Annotated in this window: 22 protein-coding genes; 10 read left to right on the forward strand and 12 right to left on the reverse strand. The window is 72.2% G+C overall.

Annotation, left to right across the window (positions count from 1 at the left end):
* The first annotated feature begins 56 nt into the window (after positions 1–56).
* Entirely contained in the window at positions 57–215 is a 159-nt protein-coding gene (locus ACYQ8Q_RS14190; RefSeq protein ID WP_460064997.1) for a hypothetical protein, read from the forward strand.
* Between the two features lie 80 nt (positions 216–295).
* On the opposite strand, the gene ACYQ8Q_RS14195 is transcribed toward ACYQ8Q_RS14190, so the two are convergent.
* From ACYQ8Q_RS14195 to ACYQ8Q_RS14205, 3 genes are all read right to left on the reverse strand, one after another.
* The gene (locus tag ACYQ8Q_RS14195; protein ID WP_460073310.1) at positions 296–1,240 is read right to left on the reverse strand and encodes a 3-oxoacyl-ACP reductase; all 945 of its coding nucleotides are present in this window, start codon (positions 1,238–1,240) and stop codon (positions 296–298) included.
* A 39-nt stretch (positions 1,241–1,279) separates the two neighbouring features.
* On the reverse strand, positions 1,280–2,356 hold the full coding sequence (locus ACYQ8Q_RS14200; RefSeq protein WP_460064999.1) for a Zn-dependent alcohol dehydrogenase: 1,077 nt from the start codon (positions 2,354–2,356) through the stop codon (positions 1,280–1,282).
* Between the two features lie 101 nt (positions 2,357–2,457).
* Positions 2,458–3,315 carry a MaoC/PaaZ C-terminal domain-containing protein gene (locus ACYQ8Q_RS14205; protein WP_460065000.1) on the reverse strand — a complete coding sequence of 286 codons (858 nt, stop codon included), beginning with the start codon at positions 3,313–3,315 and terminating at the stop codon, positions 2,458–2,460.
* 346 nt (positions 3,316–3,661) lie between these two features.
* Between ACYQ8Q_RS14205 and ACYQ8Q_RS14210 the strand changes: the two genes are divergently transcribed.
* Together ACYQ8Q_RS14210 and ACYQ8Q_RS14215 are read left to right on the forward strand one after the other, a co-directional pair.
* On the forward strand, positions 3,662–5,005 hold the full coding sequence (locus ACYQ8Q_RS14210) for a sensor histidine kinase (RefSeq protein WP_460065002.1): 1,344 nt from the start codon (positions 3,662–3,664) through the stop codon (positions 5,003–5,005).
* A 32-nt stretch (positions 5,006–5,037) separates the two neighbouring features.
* The gene (locus ACYQ8Q_RS14215; RefSeq protein ID WP_460073312.1) at positions 5,038–5,670 is read left to right on the forward strand and encodes a response regulator; all 633 of its coding nucleotides are present in this window, start codon (positions 5,038–5,040) and stop codon (positions 5,668–5,670) included.
* A gap of 38 nt (positions 5,671–5,708) precedes the next feature.
* On the opposite strand, the gene ACYQ8Q_RS14220 is transcribed toward ACYQ8Q_RS14215, so the two are convergent.
* Positions 5,709–6,365, reverse strand: a complete 657-nt coding sequence (locus ACYQ8Q_RS14220; RefSeq protein ID WP_460073314.1) for a class I SAM-dependent methyltransferase — start codon at positions 6,363–6,365, stop codon at positions 5,709–5,711.
* Positions 6,366–6,764: 399 nt separating this feature from the next.
* Positions 6,765–8,495: an MFS transporter gene (locus ACYQ8Q_RS14225; RefSeq protein WP_460065004.1), complete on the reverse strand. Its 1,731-nt coding sequence runs from the start codon at positions 8,493–8,495 to the stop codon at positions 6,765–6,767.
* 166 nt (positions 8,496–8,661) lie between these two features.
* On the opposite strand from ACYQ8Q_RS14225, the gene ACYQ8Q_RS14230 reads away from it, so the two are divergent.
* The 5 genes from ACYQ8Q_RS14230 to ACYQ8Q_RS14250 all read left to right on the forward strand — a co-directional run bounded on the left by ACYQ8Q_RS14230 (position 8,662) and on the right by ACYQ8Q_RS14250 (position 14,210).
* Positions 8,662–10,107 (forward strand): DHA2 family efflux MFS transporter permease subunit, encoded by a 1,446-nt coding sequence (locus ACYQ8Q_RS14230; RefSeq protein ID WP_460065006.1) that lies wholly within the window; start codon positions 8,662–8,664, stop codon positions 10,105–10,107.
* A gap of 583 nt (positions 10,108–10,690) precedes the next feature.
* Positions 10,691–11,692 (forward strand): N-acetylmuramoyl-L-alanine amidase, encoded by a 1,002-nt coding sequence (locus ACYQ8Q_RS14235; RefSeq protein WP_460065007.1) that lies wholly within the window; start codon positions 10,691–10,693, stop codon positions 11,690–11,692.
* A 382-nt stretch (positions 11,693–12,074) separates the two neighbouring features.
* Complete coding sequence (locus ACYQ8Q_RS14240; RefSeq protein WP_460065009.1) at positions 12,075–12,884, forward strand: DUF5336 domain-containing protein; 810 nt, start codon at positions 12,075–12,077, stop codon at positions 12,882–12,884.
* 113 nt (positions 12,885–12,997) lie between these two features.
* Positions 12,998–14,008 (forward strand): LLM class F420-dependent oxidoreductase, encoded by a 1,011-nt coding sequence (locus ACYQ8Q_RS14245; protein WP_460065011.1) that lies wholly within the window; start codon positions 12,998–13,000, stop codon positions 14,006–14,008.
* Between the two features lie 37 nt (positions 14,009–14,045).
* Entirely contained in the window at positions 14,046–14,210 is a 165-nt protein-coding gene (locus tag ACYQ8Q_RS14250; protein WP_460065013.1) for a hypothetical protein, read from the forward strand.
* Here the strand turns inward: ACYQ8Q_RS14250 and ACYQ8Q_RS14255 are convergent.
* The 4 genes from ACYQ8Q_RS14255 to ACYQ8Q_RS14270 form a co-directional block, all read right to left on the reverse strand.
* A complete protein-coding gene (locus ACYQ8Q_RS14255; protein ID WP_460065015.1) occupies positions 14,201–14,332 on the reverse strand; it encodes a hypothetical protein in 132 nt (43 codons plus the stop codon). The two genes, ACYQ8Q_RS14250 and ACYQ8Q_RS14255, sit on opposite strands and share 10 nt — an antisense overlap.
* Positions 14,333–14,777: 445 nt before the next feature.
* Positions 14,778–15,848 (reverse strand): prenyltransferase/squalene oxidase repeat-containing protein, encoded by a 1,071-nt coding sequence (locus tag ACYQ8Q_RS14260; protein ID WP_460065017.1) that lies wholly within the window; start codon positions 15,846–15,848, stop codon positions 14,778–14,780.
* Entirely contained in the window at positions 15,845–16,579 is a 735-nt protein-coding gene (locus ACYQ8Q_RS14265; RefSeq protein ID WP_460065019.1) for a class I SAM-dependent methyltransferase, read from the reverse strand. The genes ACYQ8Q_RS14260 and ACYQ8Q_RS14265 overlap by 4 nt, the downstream gene beginning before the upstream one ends.
* Positions 16,573–17,955: a glycosyltransferase family 4 protein gene (locus ACYQ8Q_RS14270; protein WP_460065021.1), complete on the reverse strand. Its 1,383-nt coding sequence runs from the start codon at positions 17,953–17,955 to the stop codon at positions 16,573–16,575. The genes ACYQ8Q_RS14265 and ACYQ8Q_RS14270 overlap by 7 nt, the downstream gene beginning before the upstream one ends.
* A 220-nt stretch (positions 17,956–18,175) precedes the next feature.
* Between ACYQ8Q_RS14270 and ACYQ8Q_RS14275 the strand changes: the two genes are divergently transcribed.
* Positions 18,176–18,796 carry a TetR family transcriptional regulator gene (locus ACYQ8Q_RS14275; protein WP_460065022.1) on the forward strand — a complete coding sequence of 207 codons (621 nt, stop codon included), beginning with the start codon at positions 18,176–18,178 and terminating at the stop codon, positions 18,794–18,796.
* On the opposite strand, the gene ACYQ8Q_RS14280 is transcribed toward ACYQ8Q_RS14275, so the two are convergent.
* The 3 genes from ACYQ8Q_RS14280 to ACYQ8Q_RS14290 form a co-directional block, all read right to left on the reverse strand.
* A complete protein-coding gene (locus ACYQ8Q_RS14280) occupies positions 18,797–19,366 on the reverse strand; it encodes a hypothetical protein (RefSeq protein ID WP_460065023.1) in 570 nt (189 codons plus the stop codon).
* 310 nt (positions 19,367–19,676) lie between these two features.
* A complete protein-coding gene (locus ACYQ8Q_RS14285) occupies positions 19,677–19,910 on the reverse strand; it encodes a ferredoxin (RefSeq protein WP_055635455.1) in 234 nt (77 codons plus the stop codon).
* A gap of 7 nt (positions 19,911–19,917) precedes the next feature.
* Positions 19,918–21,375 carry an aldehyde dehydrogenase gene (locus tag ACYQ8Q_RS14290; protein WP_460065024.1) on the reverse strand — a complete coding sequence of 486 codons (1,458 nt, stop codon included), beginning with the start codon at positions 21,373–21,375 and terminating at the stop codon, positions 19,918–19,920.
* A 111-nt stretch (positions 21,376–21,486) separates the two neighbouring features.
* On the opposite strand from ACYQ8Q_RS14290, the gene ACYQ8Q_RS14295 reads away from it, so the two are divergent.
* The gene (locus tag ACYQ8Q_RS14295) at positions 21,487–22,512 is read left to right on the forward strand and encodes an MBL fold metallo-hydrolase (RefSeq protein ID WP_460065025.1); all 1,026 of its coding nucleotides are present in this window, start codon (positions 21,487–21,489) and stop codon (positions 22,510–22,512) included.
* Positions 22,513–22,539 lie beyond the last annotated feature (27 nt).

Raw genomic sequence — 22,539 nt, forward strand, 5'->3', positions numbered from 1 at the left:
CCGGATAAAATCGCCCGGCTGTAAGAAAGATCATGTTGACGGGGTGAACTCACCAGATGAGCGACGCAAGCACGACGCAGCCGCTGTCCGCCGACGCCCAGGAGGCGGCCGGTCACGGCCGGCACCGGGGTCAGGTCTCGGCTCAGGACGGCACCACGGCCCCCAGCGGGCGGCACCGCAAGCCGGCCGAGGACAAGGCCGAGGCGGCTGCCTGACAGTACGCCGAGGGGGCTCCGCCGTCCATACCCGGACGGCGGAGCCCCCTCGCACATCACGCCCTACGGCGGTACGCGCTTCACGGCTGCTCCCTCTTCAGGCCCAGCACCTCCGCCGCCGCGAACGTCTCGTCCGTCGGCCGGTCCGCGAAGTGGGCGCCCAGGACGGCGTCCAGCTCCTCGAAGCCGAAGGTGTCCCCCTTGCTGTCGAACTTCGCCCGCACCCGCGGCCGTTCGACCACCGCGACCATCCCGCCGTGCACCACGAGCAGCTGCCCGTTGACGCGTGCGGCGGCCGGTGACGCCAAGTACCCGACGAGCGGCGCGACATGCTCGGGCGCGAGCGGGTCGAGGCCCTCGGCGGGCCGGTCGAGCCCGGCGAAGACGTCCTCCGTCATCCGGGTCCGGGCGCGCGGACAGATCGCGTTGACCGTCACGCCGTACTTGGCGAGCGCCAGTGCGCTGGACGTCGTCAGTCCGACGATCCCGCCCTTCGCCGCCGCGTAGTTGGGCTGCCCCGCCGATCCGGCGAGGAACGCCTCCGAGGAGGTGTTCACGATCCGCCCGTACACCGGGGCGCCCGCCGCCTTGGACCGCTCCCGCCAGTGCGCGGAGGCGAAGCGGGTGGTGTTGAAGTGGCCCTTGAGGTGGACCCGGATCACCGAGTCCCACTCACCCTCCGCCATCGAGAAGACCATACGGTCGCGCAGGATGCCCGCGTTGTTGACGACGATGTCGAGCCTGCCGAACTCCGTGATCGCCGATTCGACCAGGTCACGGGCGCGCCGGAAGTCGGAGACATCGCCGGTGTGGACGAGGGCGGTGCCGCCTGCCGCGCGGATCTCGGCCGCGACCTCCTCGGCCGGGCCCGCAGACGCCTCGCCGGAGCCGTCGCGCCCGGGCTGCCCGTAGTCGTTGACGACGACCGCCGCTCCCAGCCGGGCCAGTTCCAGTGCCTCGGCCCGGCCGAGCCCGCGCCCGGCCCCGGTGACGATCGCCGTGAGCCCTTCCAGTGGCAGTGACAGCTGTGCCGTCCGTGGGTCCGCCATCCGTGGGTCCGCCCCTCAGATCTCTATGCAGGTGCGCAGGGCGGTCCCGGTGCGCATCTGGTCCAGGGCCTCGTTGATCTCCGCGAGCGGGACGCGGTGGGTGATGAGCCCGGCGAGGTCGATCCGGCCGGCCCGCCACAGGGCGATGGTCCGCTCGTAGGAGGTCAGGACGTCCCCGCCGCCGTACATCGAGGGCAGGATCCGCTTCTCGTCGAAGAACAGCTCGAACATGTTGAGCTGGAGGTGGTCGTCCATGGCGCCCGCGCCGACGACGACGAGGGTGCCGCCGCGCCGGGTGTTCTCGTAGGCGGTGCGGGCGGTGGCGGAACGGCCGACGACCTCGAAGACGTAGTCGAAGCCCTCGCCGCCGGTGACCTCCTGCTTCGCGCCCGGCAGTTCCTCCGGCGAGACCGCCCGCGTGGCGCCGAACCGGAGCGCGGACTCACGGCGGGAGGCGACGGGATCGACGGCGACGATCTCGGCGGCGCCCTTGAGCCGCGCGCCCTGCACGGCGGAGATGCCGACCCCGCCGCAGCCGATGACGGCGACCGACGAACCGGCCGCCACGTCGGCGGTGTTGAGCGCGGCGCCCAGGCCGGTGGTCACCCCGCAGCCGATGAGCGCGGCGATGTCGAAGGGCACGTCGTCGGGGATCGGGACCGCGCAGCCCGCGTCCACGACGACCTCCTCGGCGAAGGTGCCGGTGCCCGCGAAACCGAACACATCCCCTCCGGGACGCCGGAAGTTGGGCGTTCCCGCGTTCATGAACCCGGCCAGGCACAGTTCGGTCTGGCCGCGCTTGCAGGCGGGACAGGCGCCGCAGGCGGGCAGCCAGCAGACCACCACCCGGTCACCGGGCTTCACCCGGGTGACGCCCTCGCCCACCTCCAGGACCTCGCCCGCGCCCTCGTGTCCGGGCACGAACGGCGCGGGCTGCGGCAGCACCCCGCCCATCGCGGAGAGGTCCGAGTGGCACAGCCCGGTGGCCCGGACCCGGATCCTGACCCGGCCCGGGCCGAACCCGACCGCCTCGACATCGTCGAGGACCTCCAGCTTGTCCTGGCCGATCTCGTGCAGTACGGCTGCGCGCATGGTGCGGCTCCCCTCAGGGCGTCCAGGGTTCGGTGTCGGGTTCGGTATCGGGTTCGGTATCGGGTTCGGTATCGGGTTCGCTGTCGGGTTCGGGTTCAAGTTCAGGAGTGTTCGACGATCGTGTCGGCGAGGACGGCGGCGTCGTCGCGCTCGACGGCGCTCACGGCCACCCGTACCTCGCCCTGCCCGCGCCACATCCGGATGCACAGGGTCTCGCCGGGGAAGACGACCCCGGCGAAGCGGGTGGTGTACGACCGCACCCGGCTCACGTCCCCGTCGAGCAGGGTGTCGACGACCGCCTTCAGGGTGATCCCGTAGGTGCACAGGCCGTGCAGGATGGGCCGGTCGAACCCGGCGCGCTTGGCGAACTCGGGGTCGGCGTGCAGCGGGTTGTAGTCGCCGGAGAGGCGGTAGAGCAGCGCCTGGTCCTCGCGCACGGCCCGCTCGACGGTCCGGTCCGGCTCCCCGGCGGGCGGGTCGAGGCGTCCGGACGGCCCCCGGTCGCCGCCCCAGCCGCCCTCCCCGCGGACGAAGATCTGGGCGTCGTTGGTCCACAGCGGGCCGTCGGCGTCGGCCACCTCGGTGCGCATGACGAGGACGGCGGCCTTGCCCTTGTCGTACACGGCGGCGATACGGCCCGTCGCGGTGGCGGCGCCCTCGGTCGGCAGGGGGCGGTGGATCTCCAGGCGCTGGCCGCCGTGCAGGACGCGGGCGAGGTCGACGTCGACGCCGGGCATGGACAGTCCGCTGATCACACCGGGTGAGCCGGAACCCGCGACGGTGGCGAAGCTCGGCAGGACGTGCAGGCGCGACTCCAGGGTGTACCGCAGCTCGTCGGGGTCGGTGGCGGGGGTCCCGGCGCCGATCCCGAGGTGGTAGAGCTGGACGTCCTTACGGGTCCAGGAGATCTCGCCGGACCGGGGTTCGGCGGCGAGGGCCTTGGCTGCGTCGATGGGCATGGGGCTCCTGTGTGTCCTTCGAGGGCACGGTCCTGTCGTCCTGTCCAAGACCTCGGTGCGACCGTCCGCACCGATCGGGCGCACCGAGGCCGTCGCGCGCCGATCTAGAACGCGTTCCAGTCCGGCGCCTTTTGTATAGCCCAGGGCTCGACAGTTGTGAAGGCTCCTGACGGAGTGTCAGAGACGGTGGCAGGGATGGTGGCGGAGATCCGGGCGGCCGGGCCTGCGGGAGGGCCCGGGGCTGTGACATTTGTACCGGCCGACCGGTGACATCACGATCTGCCGGAGCGCCGCCCGGGGCCGTAGCGTCGAGGATGTGGACACCGCTGGAACGGGGGCAGCAGAGATGACGAGGTCGACACCGGGTGCGGACCGGTCCGGGCGGAGGCGTGCGCTCGCCTCCCGGGCGGAGGCCTGGAGTGCGCGCGTACGACAAACCGCGCAGCGGCGCCAGGAGTGCAAAGAGGCCGAGCCCCCGGGCCCGCCGCCGCACCCCTTCGCCCTGCTCCCCTGGCTGCTGCTGGGCATGGGCGCCTTCTCCAACCTCTTCCAGGGCGAGACCCCCAACCCGCTGCTCGGCGGCCTGGGCGTGCTCACCTTCAACTCCTGCTACATCTACGTCGCCCTCCGCGCCTTCGTGAAGGAGAAGCGGGAGTCGCTCTCCACCCGGGTGGCGCTGGCCGTCATGGCGCTGGTGACCATCGGCCTCGCCCTCGGCTACGGCGGCAGCTGGGTGCTGTTCTTCCCGCTGCTGGGCCTCGCCACGGGCGCGTCCCTGCGCGGCCGGCCGCTGAAGTTCGCCGGGGTGGCGCTGGCTGTCGTGGCGGGCGCGGTCGCCTTCCACCGCGAGGGCTGGGGCGGTCTGGACACCGCGTACGCCACCTGGATCTCGACGATCGTGACGGCCGTGATCCTGAGCCTGTCCGAAGCCGTCCGGGAGCTGCGGGCGGCGCGCGAGGAGCTGGCCCGTCAGGCGGTCGACCAGGAGCGGCTGCGCTTCTCCCGCGATCTGCACGATCTGCTCGGGCACACCCTCTCGGTGATCGTGGTGAAGTCGGAGGCGGCCCGCAGGCTGGCCCCCGCCCGGCTCGACGCGGCCCTGACCCAGATCGCGGACATCGAGTCGGTGGGCCGGCAGGCGCTGACGGAGATACGGGAGGCGGTCACCGGCTACCGCGAGGGCAGCCTCGCGACCGAGCTGGACCGGGCCCACTCGGCGCTGACCGCGGCGGGCGTCGAACCGGTGGTGCACCGGTCGGGCTCGCCCGTGGAACCGCGGACCGCCGCCCTGCTGGGCTGGGTGGTGCGTGAGGCGGTCACCAACGTGGTCCGGCACAGCGGCGCCACCCGCTGCGAGATCACGGTGTCGGGGACACCGGAGCGGGTCTCCCTCACGATCACCGACAACGGCACGGGCGCCACCGACCCCGACGGCACGGGCGCCACCGACCCCGACGGCTACGGAACCGAGCGCACCGGCACGGGCCTGACCGGCCTGCGCGAGCGCCTGGCGGCGGCAGGCGGCTCGCTGACGGCGGGCCCGGGCCGGCGCGGCGGCTTCACGGTCACCGCGGAGCTCCCGGTGGAGCCGGGCTTCCCGGGACCGGAGCGACCGCGCGCGGTGGTCGGCTTCGCCGCACCCGCAAGGGAGGTGCCGTCCCTGCAGGCCGGCTCTACGCTGGGGCCGTGAACGACATGCCCGGTGGCCGACCGGTGAACGAGATGCCCCGCGACCGCCGTCCCGCCCGCTCGATCAGGGTCCTGCTGGCGGAGGACCAGGGCATGATGCGCGGGGCGCTGGCGCTGCTGCTGGGGCTGGAACCGGACATCGAGGTCGTCGCGCAGGTGGGCACCGGCGACGCGATCGTGGACGCGGCCCTGGTCCACCGCCCCGATGTGGCCCTGCTCGACATCGAACTGCCCGGCATCAGCGGCCTGGACGCCGCCGCCGTCCTGCGCGAGGAGGCGCCCGGCTGCCGGGTGCTGATCCTGACGACGTTCGGCCGGCCCGGCTATCTGCGCCGGGCCATGGAGGCGGGGGCCTCCGGGTTCCTGGTCAAGGACGGTCCGGTGGAGGAGCTGGCGGAGGCGATCCGCCGGGTGCTGACCGGCGAGACGGTGGTCGATCCGGCGCTCGCCGCGGCCGCGCTCAGCGCCGGCCCCAGCCCTCTCACGGCCCGCGAGTGCGACGTACTGAAGGCGTCGGCGGACGGGGCGACGGTCGCCGACATCGCGGCGCGGCTGCACCTCTCGGAGTCCACCGTCCGCAACTACCTCTCCGCGGCCATCGGCAAGACCGGCACCCGCAACCGCACGGAGGCCCTGCGCGAGGCCCGCCACCAGGGTTGGCTGTAGCGCAAGGGGGCGTCAGGGCCGGGGCCGTCAGGAGAAGGTCAGATCCCGGCGCGGGTGCGCCGCAGCACCCGCAGCGAGCCGGTGTCGGAGACCTCGGTGAAGGCGCCGGAGGCCAGGGCGCGCAGGTAGACCCGGTAGGGAGCCTGCCCGGTGAACTCGTCGACGGGGTCGGGGAAGACGTCGTGGATGACGAGGAGGCCGCCCTCGGCGACATGCGGGGCCCAGCCCTCGTAGTCGGCGGTGGCGTGCTCGTCGGTGTGACCGCCGTCGACGAAGACGAGACCGAGCGGCGAGTTCCAGATCTTCGCGATCTGCGGGGAGCGTCCGACCAGGGCGACGACGTGCTCCTCCAGACCCGCCCGGTGCAGGGTGCGGCGGAAGGTGGGCAGCGTGTCCATCAGCCCGATCTCGGGATCGACGGTCTCCGGGTCGTGGTACTCCCAGCCCGGCTGCTGCTCCTCGCTGCCCCGGTGGTGATCGACGGTGAGCGCGACGACCCCGGCCTCCCGGGCCGCGTCGGCCAGCAGCACCGTGGACCGCCCGCAGTAGGTCCCGACCTCCAGCAGCGGCAGCCCGAGCGCCCCGACCTCGACGGCAGCCGCGTACAACGCGAGCCCCTCGTCCACAGGCATGAACCCCTTGGCCGCCTCGAACGCGGCGACTACCTCGGGCTTGGGGACGGCGGCGCCGGGCATGGAGTGCCTTTCGGTCGTACGTCGGATCAGCGGGCCCATGCTGCCGTACCCCCGCCCGCTCATGCGACAGGGGGTACGGCAGTGGTGTTCCAGGGGCGCCGGGGGTGCACTTTCAGGGGCGCACGCGGAGTGGTCTTTCCGGGACGCCAGGGTGCACTTTCAGGGGCGCGGGGAGTGTTCTTTCAGCGGCCGGGGGCGCTCTCTCAAGGACGCGGGGAGTGGTCTCTCAACGGCCGGGGCGCTCTCTCAAGGACGCGGGAAGTGGTCTCTCAGCGGCCGGGGGCACTCTCTCAGGGACGGCGGGGGGGGTGGTCTTTCAGGGGCGCGGGGAACTGCGCGACAAGCCACGACGAACCCGCACCCCCAAAACAACGACACCCCCCGCCCCACACACAGGCGCTACGCGGTAACCGTCTCCCCCGGCAGCGACAGATCCAGCTCGACGGCCCGCTCCTCCCCATGATGGGACGCGGACGAGGCGAGCGGCCCATGCCCGAAGGCCTTGGCGGCGACGACATACGCCCCTCGCGCGGGCACGGTCAGCGCATAGCTCCCGTCCTCGCCCGAGACGGTCGCCCCGGCCTGCCGCCCCCGGTGGTCGATCAGCGTGACCGTGGCCCGGGCCACCGGCGCGCCCACGGCGTCCAGCACCAGCCCCCGGAAGCCACGCAGCACCTCCTCGGCGCGCTCGACGATCTCGTCCTCGGCGCTGCCGGCGAGCACCTGCGGCGCCCGCTTCGCCTTCGGCAGCATCAGGGCGAAGAGCAGCCCGACGGCGACGGCGCCGGTGGCGATCAGGAAGGAGACGCGGAAGCCGTGCATGGTGGGGACGGCGACGCCGTTCACGTCGTTCGCGGTGTTGGCGAGCACCATGCCGATGACGGCGCTGGACACGGACGTACCGATGGACCGCATCAGGGTGTTGAGGCCGTTGGCCGCGCCGGTCTCGGAGGCCGGGACCGCGCCGACGATCAGCGCGGGCAGCGAGGAGTAGGCGAGGCCGATGCCCGCGCCGAGGACGACCGCGATGACCAGGCTCTGCCAGGCCGCGCTCATCAGGCCGAGTCCGGCGCCGTAGCCGACCGCGATGATCACCATGCCGAGGATCAGGGTGACCTTGGGACCGTACTTGGCGGACACCCGGGCGTAGACGGGCGCGGTGAACATCATGGTCAGGCCGAGCGGGGCGACCAGCAGTCCGGCGACGACCATGGACTGGCCGAGGCCGTAGCCGGTGGCGGTGGGCAGCTGGAGCAGCTGCGGAAGGACGAGCGAGACGACGTAGAAGCTGACGCCGACCATGATCGAGGCGAGGTTGGTGAAGAGGACGGCGGGGCGGGCCGTGGTGCGCAGGTCCACCAGCGGGGCGGCGACGCGCAGCTCGTACACGCCCCACAGGACGAGGACGACGGCCGAGGCGGCGAACAGGCCGAGGGTGGTGCCGGAGGTCCAGCCCCAGTCGCTGCCCTTGGTGATCGGCAGCAGGAAGAGGACGAGGCCGGCGGAGAGGCCGAGCGCGCCCGGCAGGTCGAAGGAGCCCTCGGCGCGCATCGGGGACTCGGGGACGACGAGGAGGGTGAGGACGATGGAGAGGACACCGAGGCCCGCGGCGCCGTAGAAGAGGGCGTGCCAGTCGGCGTGCTGGGCGACCAGGGCCGCGGCGGGCAGGGCGAGGCCGCCGCCGACGCCGATCGAGGAGCTCATCAGGGCCATCGCGGAGCCGAGCTTCTCGCGGGGCAGCATGTCGCGCATCAGACCGATGCCGAGGGGGATGGCGCCCATCGCGAAGCCCTGCAGGGTGCGGCCCACGATCATCGGGAGCAGGGTGCTGGTGAGGGCGCTGACCAGGGCGCCGACGACCATCACGGCGAGGCTGAGGATCAGCATGCGCCGCTTGCCGTAGAGGTCGCCGAGGCGTCCCATGATCGGGGTGGCGACGGCGCCGGACAGCAGGGTGGAGGTCAGGACCCAGGTGGCGTTGCTCGGGGCGGTGTCCAGCAGCTGCGGCAGGTCCTTGATGACCGGGACGAGCAGGGTCTGCATCACCGCGACCACGATGCCCGCGAAGGCGAGCACGGGGACGACGGCTCCGCTCGCCTGGCGGGTGGGCCGGTCGGTCGTGTGCGTCATGGGGTGGGGGCCTCCGGGGCGGGATGTTCAGGGGTACGTGGAAGCTGAACCTGTATGCACGGGCAACTATTCCGATGCTTTGGCGTACTAACAATTTCTTTAGCTTCTCTTGGGAAACCAGCCCGGGCCGAAATCCCGGTGCAAGGGGCACAAGCCGGTTGAGACCATGACGCCCATGCTGAAGTCCGCCGCCACCACCCGCCCCCGGACAACCCTCCGCACCCCTGCCCCCGCCTGGCTGGTCGTGGCCCTCGCGTGCGCCGGCCAGTTCCTCGTCGTCCTGGACGTGTCCGTCGTGAACGTCGCGCTCCCCTCGATCCGCGCGAACCTGGGCATGAGCCCCTCGGCGTTGCAGTGGGTGGTGAACTCCTACGCCATCGCCTTCGCCGGTTTCATGCTGCTCGGCGGCCGGGCCGGAGACCTCTACGGCCGCAAGCGGATGTTCCTCACCGGGCTCGCCCTGTTCACGCTGGCCTCCCTGGCAGGCGGCCTCGCCCAGGCGGGACCGCAGCTCCTGCTCGCGCGGGCCGTGCAGGGCCTGGGTGCGGCGGTCCTCGCCCCGTCGACGCTGACGATCGTCACCTCCGCCGTGCCCGAAGGGGCCGCGCGGGCACGGGCGATCGCCACGTGGACGGCGGTCGGCGCGGGCGGCGGCGCCGCGGGCGGGCTGGTCGGCGGGGCGCTGGTGGACCTGATGTCCTGGCGCTGGGTGCTGCTGATCAACGTGCCCGTCGGAGCCGTCGTCCTGCTCGGCTCGCTGCGCGGCCTCGCCGAGAGCCGGGCCGGAGACGGACGGCGCCTGGACCTCCCCGGAGCGCTCCTGGTCACCGCCGGCCTCGCCACACTGGCCTACGGCGTCTCCCGGACGGAGGCCGACGGCTGGACCGCGGCGGCGACCCTCGTCCCGCTGGCCGCCGGACTCGCCCTCATCGGGCTCTTCCTCGCCGTCGAGGCGCGCACGGCGGCCCCGCTGATGCCGCTCGGACTGTTCCGGCTGCGCTCGGTGTCGTCGGCTAACGCGGCGATGTTCCTGTGCGGCTCCGCGATGTTCTCGATGTGGTTCTTCATGACGCTGTACGCGCAGAACGTCCTCAGCTACGACCCGCTGGAGGCCGGTCTCGCCCTGGTGCCCAGCTCCCTGGCGATCATCCTCGGATCCAAACTCGCGCCCCGTCTGATGCGGACGGCCGGCGCCCGCACCGTGGCCACGCTCGGCACGCTCGTCGCCGCGGTCGGCTTCGGCTGGCAGTCGACGATGAGCGCCGACACCGGGTACGTCACCGGGATCATGCTGCCGGGCGTGCTGATGATGCTGGGCGCGGGCCTGGCCTCGACCCCGCTCGCCTCACTGGCCACCTCCGGGGCCGCTCCGGGCGAGGCCGGTCTGGTCTCGGGCCTGGTCAACACCTCGCGCACGATGGGCGGCTCACTGGGCCTGGCGGTCCTGTCCACCCTCGCGGCGGCCCGCACCGGCGGCATCGGTACGCCGCAGGCCCTGACGGCGGGGTACGCGCTGGCCTTCCGGACGGGGACGGGGGTGCTGCTGGTGGGGGCGCTGCTGATGCTCCTGTGGCTCCCCCGGAGAATCTCCGCACACTCCGTCACCGCCTGAGGCAACGGTCCGCCCCCCTCATGGCCTCCTTCGTATATCCAGGAGGCGCACAAGGGGGAATCGAAACAGGCCGGGGACACCGAGTTCCAGGCCTTCGTCATCGGCCGCCGGCCGCGGCGCCGCTCCGGCCCCTCGCCGGGGGCATCCTCGCGACCGGCACGGACCAGGGCGCGGAATGGCGCGTCACCCTCGATGTCCGGCCGGCGCCGGTCGACGTCGAGGACGCCCGTTCCTCGATGAACGCGATGGCGGGGTAGGGCTGGGCCCCGGGCGGGAACACCCCCGGGGAGCCGGTCGGCAGAAGCGCCTGGCCAAACGGCCGGGACGAGACCATGGCGGGCAAGGACATCGACGCCGTCGCGGTCCCCCTCGCCCCGGCCTCCGGCGGACCTGGGCGCCTGGTGATCGGCCATGTGGCCAAGACCGCCGGGCAGGTGACCTGCCGGCTCCCCGTACGACTGGTTCGTCTGCCTGGCCCCGCAAGGCACGGAGTACAGGCCGGCGGAGGTGACGGGACAGCGCGGCGGCCGGGCGGGGGCGCGGTTCCCGGGTCCGGGCGGGGGTGCCCGTTAGGGTGGCGGGCGTGTCTTACACCGGTCCGCACTCCGAGCCCTTCGGCCCCACCGACCCGTACGACCCCTACGGCTCACCTCGGCCACGCCGCTCACCGCTGCGGCGCACGCTGACCGTGGCGCTGGCCGCGCTCGTGCCCGGGGCGCTGCTGGGATGGCTGGTGTACGAGGCGCTGGGCGGATCGGGAAACGGCGGGAACAGCGGGAACGGGGCGGCGGGGGCGGGGGCCCCGACAGGGGCCGTCGGCTCACCCTCCGGCGCCATCCCCGACGACAAGGCCGACACCCTCTCCTCCTCGGCCTCCGCCTCCGCTGCCTCCCCCGGCCAGGCCCCCGCCACCCCCCTCAAGGGCAAGGTCGTCGTCATCGACCCCGGGCACAACGTCACCAACTCCCAGCACACCGCCGAGATCAACCGCAAGGTCGACATCGGCACCAACCTCAAGGAGTGCGACACCACGGGGACGTCCACCAACTCGGGGTACAGCGAGGCGAGGTTCACCCTCGATGTGGCGCACCGGCTGCGCACGCTGTTGCAGGAGCAGGGCGCGACGGTGAAGCTGACCCAGGACGGGGACCGGCCGTTCGGTCCGTGCGTCGACGAGCGGGCCCGGATCGGGAACGCGGCGCATGCCGACGCGGTGGTGTCGATCCACGCGGACGGATCGGCGGAGGGCAACCGGGGCTTCCATGTGATCCTGCCGGGCCTGGTGCACGAGGGCGCCGCCGACACCCGGTCGATCGTCGCCCCGTCGAAGGACCTGGGGAAGCTGATCGCGGCCGACTTCGCGCACAGCACGGGCAGTTCACCGTCCAACTACATCGGCGACGGCACCGGCCTCGACACCCGCAAGGACCTCGGCGGTCTGAATCTGTCAACGGTGCCCAAGGTGTTCATCGAGTGCGGCAACATGCGCGACACCAAGGACGCGGCCCTGCTGACCAGCGCCGCCTGGCGGCAGAGGGCGGCGCAGGGCATCTCCGAGGGAATCTCGGATTTCTTGGGGAATTGACGACCGATAGGCCTTCTCCCGCCTCGGTACAGCGCCGGTCTCGTCACACGTGAGGGCCTGCGCGGTCTCAATCTGTCAACGGTTCCCCACGCGTTCATCGAGTTCGGCCCCCCGCGCGATACCAAGGACACGGCACCGCTGACCAGCGGCGCCCGGAGGCAGACGGCGGCGCAGGGGATCTCTGAGGGAATCGTGAGTTTCCTGGGCGGGTAGTGATCCGCACGCTGATCCCGGCGGACAGTCCGATCGCGCGGGCGATAGTGTCGTCCCTGCGATCAGGGGGTTCCACGCGCTTCACACCGGGGCCCGAGGGCGGCATGGTGACAGCGACGCCTGAACCGGACGTACCGATGACGACGAGACGACTGACGAAGGACCTGAAGTGAATATCCGCTCCCTCACTCGAGGCGACGGCGTGGTGATCGGAGCAGCGGTGTTGCTGTTCATCGCGTCGTTCCTCGACAACTATTCGTACGACGGCGCTTCCGACAGCATCGACATCCCGAGCCTGTGGTCGAACGGACCGGTTCTCCTCAGCGTCGTCCTGGCGGGTCTCATCAGTGCCGCGCTCGTCGTCGTCTCCCGCGCCCTGCCGCAGCCCCGCAAGGTGGCCGGTCTGGAGCTGGGTCCCTTCGGCGTCGCGTTCGCGGTGTTCGCCGCGTGGAGCGCTCTCGGCAACGTCATCGACCCGGTGGGCGGCCTGGACAACTTCGAGGGCAGCTCCAACGCCCCCAGCGCCGGCACGGGCCTGATCATCGCCCTGATCGCCACCCTGATCATGGCCGGTGCCGCCGTCGCCACCCCCCTCGTGCCCGCTCTGCAGGCCGGGCTCGTCCCCGCGCCCAAGCCGCCGACGCCTCAGCCGTACGGGGCCCAGCCGCCGGCCGGTTACGGGTATCCGGGGGCTCAGCAGCCGGGCGGGTTCGGTGGGCAGCCGCAGCCGGGGCAGGCGTTCGGGGGGCAGCCGGGGCCGGCCGCGCAGCCGCCGGCGCCGGACTTCTCGCCGTTCTGGTTCGCGGTGCCGGTGCCGCGGCCGCTGTACGCGGAGGACGGTGCGCCGATGCCGATCGCGGAGCTGGCGCCGGGTACGTGGTACCTCGCGGTCGAGCAGGGGGCCCAGGGTCTGGTCGCCCAGACGCAGGACGGGCGGCGTGGTGTGCTGCGGGACACCTCGGGCATCCAGCGCGGCTGAGTTCGCGGTCCTCGCCGCACTCCTTCACACGGCCCCTCGCCCTTCCGGGTGGGGGGCCGTTGTCGTACAGTCGCAGCCCGGTCCCGGATCTGACGGTTCGTCAGGAGGCGGCTATGCGGCTCGGTCTCGCGCTCGGCTACTGGGGTCGTGGCCCCGCGCCCGGTCATGTGGAGCTGGCGCTGGAGGCGGAGCGGCTCGGGTACGGATCGGTGTGGACGGCGGAGTCCTGGGGGTCGGACGCGTTCACTCCGCTGACCTGGATCGCGGCGCGGACCTCGCGGATCGGGCTGGGGACGGCGGTGGCGCAGATGGCGGCGCGTTCCCCCACGACGACGGCGATGCAGGCGCTGACGCTGGACCATCTGTCGGGCGGGCGGATGATGCTGGGGCTGGGGCTGTCGGGTCCGCAGGTGGTGGAGGGCTGGTACGGGCGGCCGTTCCCGAAGTCGCCGCTGACCGCGACCCGGGAGTACGTGGAGGTCGTACGGCAGGTGCTGGCGCGGCGTGCGCCGGTGGAGCTGGAGGGGCGGTTCCACTCCCACCCGTACCGGGGAGCGGACGGTACCGGGCTGGGGCGGCCGCTGAAGTCGATCACTCATCCGTTGCGTGCGGATCTGCCGGTGCTGCTGGGTGCGGAGGGGCCGCGGAACGTGGCGCAGACCGTGCGGATCGCGGACGGGTGGCTGCCGTTGTACTGGTCGCCGAGCCGACCGGATGCGTACGGGCCGGGGCTGGAGGGGCTGCGGGAGGGGTTCGTCGTGGCGCCGCTGGTGCGGGCCGCGGTGTGCGCCGATGTGTCCGAGGGGCTGTTGCCGGTGAAGGCGATGCTCGGGTTCTACATCGGGGGCATGGGGCACGCGACCCGTAACTTCCACGCCGATCTGATGGGGCGCATGGGGTACGAGGAGGAGGCGCGGCGGATTCAGGAGCTGTTCCTGGCGGGGCGGCGGGAGGAGGCGGTGCTGGCGGTGCCCGACGCCTTCGCGGACGAGATCTCCTTGGTCGGTCCGCGGGAGCGGATCGCGGAGCGGCTCGAGGCGTGGCGGAAGGGGCCGGTGACGGATCTGCTGGTGGTGGCTCCGGATCCGGGGACGTTGCGGGTGCTGGCCGAGCTCAACTCGTAGACGGATAAAGGGGTTCGGTGAGGGCGTAGGGGGTGGGGTGGAGCAGGACGCGCCGGGTGTCCTGGCGGCCGAGTTCGTCGTGGTAGGCGATCTGGTGGGCCAGGTACTGGTGTTCGCAGATGAGGGAGAGGGGGCGATGGACTCGCTGGGTGCCGGGGGTGCCGTCGCGGTTGGCGACGAAGACGAGCAGGCTCAGGGGTAGGAGAGGGTGTCGCCGTTGTCCGTCGGCTGGGGCTCGGCCACGCCCGCCTTGACGAGGGTTCCGGCGTAGTCGCGGAAGGCACCGAGGACGAGCGGGGTGGCGAAGGGCCGGAGCGAGGCCACCGATTCCTCCTGCCGGTCGAGGACGAGTTCGGCGGCGGGCCGGCCGGAGGAGGAGCCGCCGTACCTGGGGGTCCTTGGAGAGGTCCGCCTTGGAGGCCATCCTGGCGTCGAGGGGCGAGGGGCAGCGCGCCGACGACGTACCGGGGCACGCGACTGGCCCACCAGATCGACCAGCCCGCCAGCCAGCGGGCCACCTCGTGGATGAACCGGACGAACTCATTTGCCGCGATTGGCGTCCAGCAGGTACATGGTGATGTGCTCGAAGGGGCGCGGGGTGTTGCCGGAGACGAGCAGCGCGATCAGTCCGGCGAGCCCACGACCTGTTCACCCTCGACGAGGCGTGGGCGAGGGTGGTGGCGGGCTACGGGCTGGCGGCGGTGGTCTACCTGTTCGTCGGACACGCGATCGCGAATCGAGTCCACCGCCGCTGATGACACCGCTGCCGTCACTCGCAGCAGTCCACCTCAAGCCCCCAAGGCAGCTGCTCCCCGCCGAACACCGCACACGTGGCCTCATGCCCGCCCAGCGCGGCCACCGCGAGCAGCAACGACCCGGCAGTCCACGCGGTCAGCTCCTGCGGCCATATCGCCCGGTCCTCGAAGACATAGCCGGTCCAGTACAGCCCCGACTCCGCGTCCCGCAGATGCTGGATGGACTGGAGGATCTCCAGCGCCCGGTCGGACTCCCCCACCGCCCACAGCGCGAGGGCGAGTTCGGCCGACTCCCCGCCCGTCACCCACGGGTTGGGCACGACGCACCGCACACCGAGTCCGGGTACGACGAACCGCTGCCAGTCCTCCTCTATACGGGACTTGGCCTCCGCTCCGGTCAACGCGCCGCCCAGCACCGGGTAGTACCAGTCCATGGAGTAGCGGTCCTTGTCGAGGAACCGCTCGGGGTGGCGCCGTATGGCGTGCCGCAGCGCGCCCGCGGCCAACTCCCAGTCCGGCTGGGCCTCCTCCCGCTGCTCGGCGATGGCGAGCGCGCAGCGCAGCGCCTGGTGGATGGAGGAGGAGCCGGTGAGGAGCGCGTCGGCGGTGGGGGTGCCGTCGTCGCCCTGCCGCCAGCCGATCTGGCCGCCGGGCTGCTGGAGCCGCAGCACCCATTCGACGGCGGCGTAGACGGCCGGCCACATGCGGTCGAGGAAGGTGTCGTCACCGGTGGAGAGGTAGTGGTGCCAGACGCCGACGGCGATGTAGGCGACGAAGTTGGACTCGCGGCCGGTGTCGGTGACGTCGTCGAAGGCGCCGTCGGCGTAGGCGGCGTACCAGGAGCCGTCCTCGTTCTGGTGCCGGGCGAGCCACAGGTAGGCGCGCTCGGCGGCCTCGTGCTCGCCGGCCGCGTCCAGGGCCATCGCCGCCTCGGTGTGGTCCCACGGGTCGAGGTGGTGGCCCCGGAACCACGGGATCGCGCCGTCCTCCCGCTGTACGGCGAGGATGCCGGCGACGGTCGCGGCGGCCTGCTCGGCGGTGAGGACCCCGGGCAGGACGAGGTGTTCTGTCCGGGGGGTGGTCACTTGGCCGCCACCCGGGGCAGGTGCGGCTTGGTGGCGTAGGCGACGAAGCTCTTGCCGATGAGCGGGTTGAGCGCCTGTTCGGCGACCCGGGTGGCCAGCGGCTTCTTCATGATGTCCCAGACCAGGAGCTTGTGGTACGCCCGCACGGGCAGCGCCTTGTCGTTGTCGACGCCGAACGCGCACTTCAGCCACCAGTACGGCGAGTGCAGCGCGTGGGCGTGGTGGGTGCCGTACGGCTTCAGTCCCGCCTCGCGGATCTTCCCGAGGAGTTCGTCCGCCCGGTAGATGCGGATGTGGCCGCCCTCGACCTCGTGGTAGGCGTCGGAGAGGGCCCAGCAGACCTTCTCGGGGCCGTAGCGGGGCACGGTGATGGCGATCCGGCCGCCGGGCTTGAGCACCCGGACCATCTCGGTGAGCACCCCCTTGTCGTCGGGGATGTGTTCCATGACCTCGGAGATGATGACGACGTCGAAGGACTCGTCGGGGAAGGGCAGCGCGAGGGCGTCGCCCTCCATGGCCGTCGCGGTGGCCCCTTCCGGCGCCTCCCCGGCCTCCTTCATCGCGGCGAACCACTTGGCGACCTCGCGGATCTCCTCGCCGTTCTGGTCGAGGGCCACGACCTGGGCGCCGCGCCGGTAGCACTCGAAGGCGTGCCGGCCGGCCCCGCAGCCGAGGTCCAGGACTCGGTCGCCCGGCGCGAGCGGGAACCGGGAGAAGTCGACGGTCAGCACGTGGCCCTGCTTTCGCGATCGGATGCTCGGTTTACGACGTCAACATCTTCGGGCACGGCGGTCGTCGGGCGGCGGGCACCCCCGGCTATCGCCTCGCGGTAGCGGGCCACGGTTCCCTCGGCGGCCCGTGCCCAGGTGAAGTTCGCGAGCACGCGCTCGCGTCCGGCCGCGCCGAGCCGGGCACGCAGGTCGGCGTCGCCGAGGAGCCGGCCGAGCCCGGCGGCGAGGGCGCCCGCGTCACCCGGGGGGACGGCGAGGCAGGTCTCGCCGTCACGTCCGGCGACCTCGGGTATGGCGCCGCCGGTGGTGGCGAGCAGCGGGGTGCCGGTGGCCATGGCCTCGGCGGCGGGCAGGCTGAAGCCCTCGTAGAGGGAGGGCACGCAGGCGACCTGCGCCGAGCGCACCAGGTCGACGAGTTCGGCGTCGGAGATGCCCTTGACGAACTCGACGGCGCCTTCGAGGCCGTAGCGTTCGATCGTCTGGGCGACGGGCCCTTCGGCGGGGCGCTTGCCGACGACGACGAGGTGGGCGTCGGGGTGCTCGGTGCGGACCTTCGCCAGGGCGTCGACGAGGTGGACCAGGCCCTTGAGGGGGACGTCCGCGCTGGAGGTCGTGACGATCCGGCCGGGCACGACGGGCACGGACGGGTCCGGGGAGAACAGGTCGGTGTCGGCGCCGATGTGGACGACGTGGATCCGGTCGTCGCGGACACCGAGGTGGTCGACGATCTCCTGGCGGGAGGTGCCGGAGACGGTGAGCACGGACGGCAGCCGGCGGGCGACGCGCTTCTGCATCCGGGTGAAGGCGTACCAGCGGCGTACGGAGTAGCGGCGCTGCCATCCTTCGGCGGCGTCGAGCTCCAGCTGCCGGTCGACGGTGATGGGGTGGTGGATGGTGGTGACGAGCGGTGCGCCGACATCTCCCAACAGGCCGTAGCCGAGGGTCTGGTTGTCGTGCACGACGTCGAACTCGCCGCGGCGGGCGCGCAGATGGCGGCGGGCGCGCAGGGAGAAGGTGAGCGGCTCGGGGAAGCCGCCGGTCCACATGGTGGCGACCTCGAGGGCGTCGATCCAGTCGCGGTACTCGTCGCGCCCGGGGGTCCGGAAGGGGTCCGGGGAGCGGTAGAGGTCGAGGCTGGGCAGCTCGGTCAGGGTCAGGCCGTCGTGGCCCTCGTCGAGGACGGGGTACGGCTGTGAGCCGATGACCTCGACGCGGTGGCCGAGCCGGACCAGTTCGCGCGATAGGTGCCGTACGTAGACGCCCTGGCCGCCGCAGAACGGGTTCCCCTTATAGGTGAGGAGCGCGATGTCGAGCGGTCGCCCGCCGTCAGCGGCAGGGTCACGCCGGGACCCCGCCTGACTGGCCTCAGCGGTCACTCCGGGCCCCCTTCTGCCTGCACTGTCCCGCGAGGTTACGACGAGACGCTAATCTAGAACAAGTTTCAGACTTGATCGTTCGGAAGGCTCCGAATCTATCGGCTGGCAGGGGTGCCGGAAGAAGTGGATCAGGTGATTCACGCCACGGCTCACACCGCCCCGGCCGCCCTGCCATGCTGTGTGATCACCGAGCCTCACCGACTGTCACGGAACGGTGCCCATGCCTGCGGAAGAGACCACTCAGCGCCCCGCCTCCTCCCTCACGGAGCGGCAGGAGGCCCGCCGCCGGCGGATCCTGCACGCGAGCGCGCAGCTGGCCAGCCGGGGCGGTTTCGACGCGGTGCAGATGCGGGAGGTCGCGGAGTCCTCGCAGGTCGCCCTCGGGACGCTGTACCGGTACTTCCCCTCCAAGGTGCATCTGCTGGTCGCCACCATGCAGGACCAGCTGGAGCACATGCACGGCACGCTCCGCAAGAAGCCGCCGTCCGGGGAGCGTCCGGCGGAGCGGGTCGCGGAGACCCTGATGCGGGCCTTCCGCGCGCTCCAGCGCGAGCCGCATCTGGCCGACGCGATGGTGCGCGCCCTGACCTTCGCCGACCGCAGCGTCTCCCCGGAGGTCGATCAGGTGTCCCGGCAGACGACGGCGATCATCCTCGACGCGATGGGTCTGACCGACCCCACGCCCGAGCAGCTGTCGGCGGTCCGCGTCATCGAGCACACCTGGCACTCGGCCCTGATCACCTGGCTCTCGGGGCGGGCCTCGATCGCCCAGGTGCGGATCGACATCGAGACGGTGTGCCGCCTGATCGACGTGACGGATCCGCAGCGGCAGCCGGGCTGATCACCTCAGGTCGCGCAGGAGGAGGCGGCCCGTGCCGTCCAGCTCCTCGCACCACCGTCCGTACAGGTCCGGCGCGGCCGGGTCGGTGATGATCGCCGCACCGGGCGCGAGGGCGGCCGCGTCGAGTGCGCACCGCATCCGTGTACCCCGCCCGGCCGGCGGCACGAAGACCTCCGGTGCCCCGAGGGGCCGGATTCCCGCCAGCTCCTGGCGGACACCCCGCCCGTCCCGCCAGACCTCGACCACCGTGCGCGTGCTCAGCGCGGCCGCGGCCGCCCCGCACCAGCGGTCGGGGCCGATCAGTGAATCGAAGTAGCCGAGGCGCGGCACCCCGTCCTCGTCCAGGGCCTCGGAGGCGTCGTCACGGACGGAGAAGGCGAGGTCGCCGTGGATCTCCGCCACCACGGGCGAGTCGGGGTGCAGGGCCCAGCCCACCACCTTGCCGAGCACCCGCGTCGGCAGCCTCGGATCGTCCAGCCCGACGCCGAAGTACATGCCCGGCCGGCGGCGTACGGCCGCGTCGAAGTCCAGGACCTGGATCTGCGAGGCGTCGTACCGGGGATCCGTCACACCGGCACGCGAAACCCGGCGGCACGCGAAACCCGGCGGCACGCGAAAACCTACGAGACGGGTTCCCTTCGCCGGCATGGTCCGGATCAGGTGTTGGGGGTCGCCTTCCGGCCCGACTGCTGCCTTCCGGCCTCTCAGCCCTACCGTCGACGTCGGCCTCAGCGGATGCCTTCGCGTCACGCTGCGGTCGGCTACTCCGGTCGGACTCCCTCACTCGCCTCGTAGGCCAATAACAGGATAAGACGGATGGAAGGGGATGAACCCCCCTGAGCCCAAGATTTTTCGGCCCGAGGGGATCCCCGAGGGGAGCTCAGTCCTCCGGAGGGAACACGGCCTCCCCGCTGTCGAGCAGGGTGATCGCGATCGCCTCCACCGGGCAGCTCTCCGCCGCCGTCAGCACCCGCTCGTTCGCGTCCGCGTCCGGGGCGACCGGATGGGACTGGCGGGCGGTGTCGAGGCGGAAGCCGTCCGGGGCGTGGTGGATGCACTGGGCCGAGCCGATGCACAGCGAGCGGTCGACCTCCACGTGCCAACGGTCCCCCATGGCCCGGTCAGCCTTCCCAGCCCGCCGGCAGATGGATCATCTTGTGCTCCAGGTACTCGCCGAAGCCCTCGGGCCCGAACTCCCGCCCCAGTCCGCTGTTCTTGTAGCCGCCGAACGGGCCGAGCATGTCGAGGCTGAAGGTGTTCACGGAGTACGTCCCCGTACGGACCTGGCGGGCGACCCCGATGCCGTGCGCCACGTCGGCCGTCCACACGCTGCCGCTCAGCCCGTAGTCGGAGTCGTTGGCGATCTTCAGGGCCTCGGACTCGTCGCCGTAGGGGAGCAGACAGATCACCGGGCCGAAGATCTCCTCGCGGGCGATCCGCATGGAGTTGTCGACGTCGCCGAAGAGGGTCGGCTCGACGTACCAGCCGCGGTCCAGGCCCGCCGGCCGGCCCCCGCCCGTGAGGACCTTCGCGCCCTCCTCCTGCCCGATCCGGATGTAGTCGAGGTTGCGGCGCTGCTGGCGCTCGGCGACCAGGGGACCCACCTGGGTGGCCGGGTCCAGCGGGTCGCCGACGACGAGGGCGCTCGCCGCGGCGGCGAAGGCGTCGGCGAACTCGTCGTAGCGCGAGCGCGGCAGCAGGATGCGGGTCTGGGCCACGCAGGCCTGCCCGTTGTTCATCCAGGCGGCCGGGACGATCCCGGCGACCGCGGACTCCAGGTCGGCGTCCGGCAGCACGATCGCGGCCGACTTGCCGCCGAGTTCCAGCGTGACGCGGGTGAGGTTGCGCGCGGCCACCTCCATGACCCGCTTGCCGGCCGCGACCGAGCCGGTGAAGGAGACCTTGTCGACACCGGGGTGCCCGACCAGGTACTCGCTGACCTCGCGGTCCGCCGGCAGGATCGACAGCACGCCCTCCGGCAGCCCGGCCTCGCGCGCGATGTCCGCCAGCAGATAGGCGTCCAGCGGCGACTCCGGCGACGGCTTGAGGATCACCGAGCAGCCGGTGAGCAGCGCGGGCGCGAGCTTGGCGGCGGCGACGAACTGGGGGACGTTCCAGGGGACGACGGCCGCGACCACGCCCACCGGTTCGCGCCGTACGAGGATCTTCCCGAGCACGCCGTCGCGGCGCTCCTCGTAGGTGAAGTTCCGGGCGACGGTGATCGCCGCGTCCCAGACCATCATCGCGCCGAGGGCCTGGGCGAGGACGCTCCAGGAGTACGGGGAGCCGTTCTCGGAGGAGATCACACGGGCGATCTCCTCGTGGCGCATCGCGATGCCGTCCTTGATCCGGGTGACGACCGCGATCCGCTCGTCGAGGGAGAGCCGGGCCCAGGGCCCCTCGTCGAAGGCCCGCCGGGCGACGGCGACGGCCCGGTCCACATCCGCCGCGGAGGCGTGCGGCACCCGCCCGATGACCTCCTCGGTGTGCGGCGAGATCACCTCGATGACGGCATCGCCCAGGGGATCCGTCAACTCTCCGCCGATGAACAGCTTTCCGTGTTCCACGAGCTCAGCCATGGCCACTGCCTTCGTCCGCATCATTTCTGACGGTGTTTCAGAAACTGATACCAGTTCTAGTTATAGTGGGCAATGGCCATGGATCGGCTGGGGCCGGGGGACGGAGGGCAGATGGCGGCGACGTTCGATCACGGCGGGGGTGTGCGGTCCCTGCGGGTGCCGATCCCGGACAATCCCCTGGGGTTCACGCTGGTGTACGTCGTGGACACCGACCGGGGGCCGGTGCTGGTCGACACGGGGTGGGACGACCCGGCGTCGATGGACGCGCTCGCCGACGGGCTCGCGGACTGCGGTACGGCCGTGTCGGAGGTGCACGGGGTCGTCATCACGCACCACCATCCCGACCACCACGGGCTCTCGGGCACGGTGCGCGAGGCGTCCGGGGCGTGGGTGGCGATGCACGCGGCGGACGCCTCGATCGTGCGCCGGGCGCGGGAGACCCGCGCCGAGCGCTGGTACACGTACATGGCGGCCAAGCTGGCCGCGGCGGGCGCCCCCGAGGAGCACATCGCCCCGCTCCGGTCGGCCCGGCGCCGTACGCTGCCCGGGCTCTCGCCCGCGCTGCCCGACCGGGAGATCGTGCCCGGCGAGCTCCTCGCACTGCCCGGCCGCCGGCTGCGGGCGATCTGGACGCCGGGCCACACCCCCGGCCATGTCTGCCTCCATCTGGAGGAGGAGCACCCGGCCGGCCTCCCGGGCCACGGGCGGCTGTTCTCCGGGGACCATCTCCTCCCCGAGATCAGCCCCCACATCGGGCTCTACGAGGACCCCGACGACACCACCGTCACCGACCCGCTCGGCGACTACCTCGACTCCCTCGAACGCGTCGGCCAGCTCGCCCCCGCCGAGGTCCTCCCGGCCCACCAGCATCCCTTCACCGACGCCCCGTCCCGGGTACGGGAGCTGCTCACCCACCACGAGACGCGCCTCACCGGTCTCCTCGCCCTGCTCGCCACCCCGCTCACCCCCTGGCAGCTCGCCGAACGCATGGAGTGGAACCGTCCCTGGGAACAGATCCCCTACGGGTCCCGCACCATCGCCGTCTCGGAGGCGGAGTCCCATCTGCGGCGCCTGGTGAAACTGGGGCGGGCGGAGGCGGTGCCGGGGAGTGATCCGGTGACGTACGTGGCCGCCTAGGGGAAACCGGGGGCGCTCAGGAGCGGT

The organism is Streptomyces sp. YKOK-I1 (assembly GCF_054660435.1).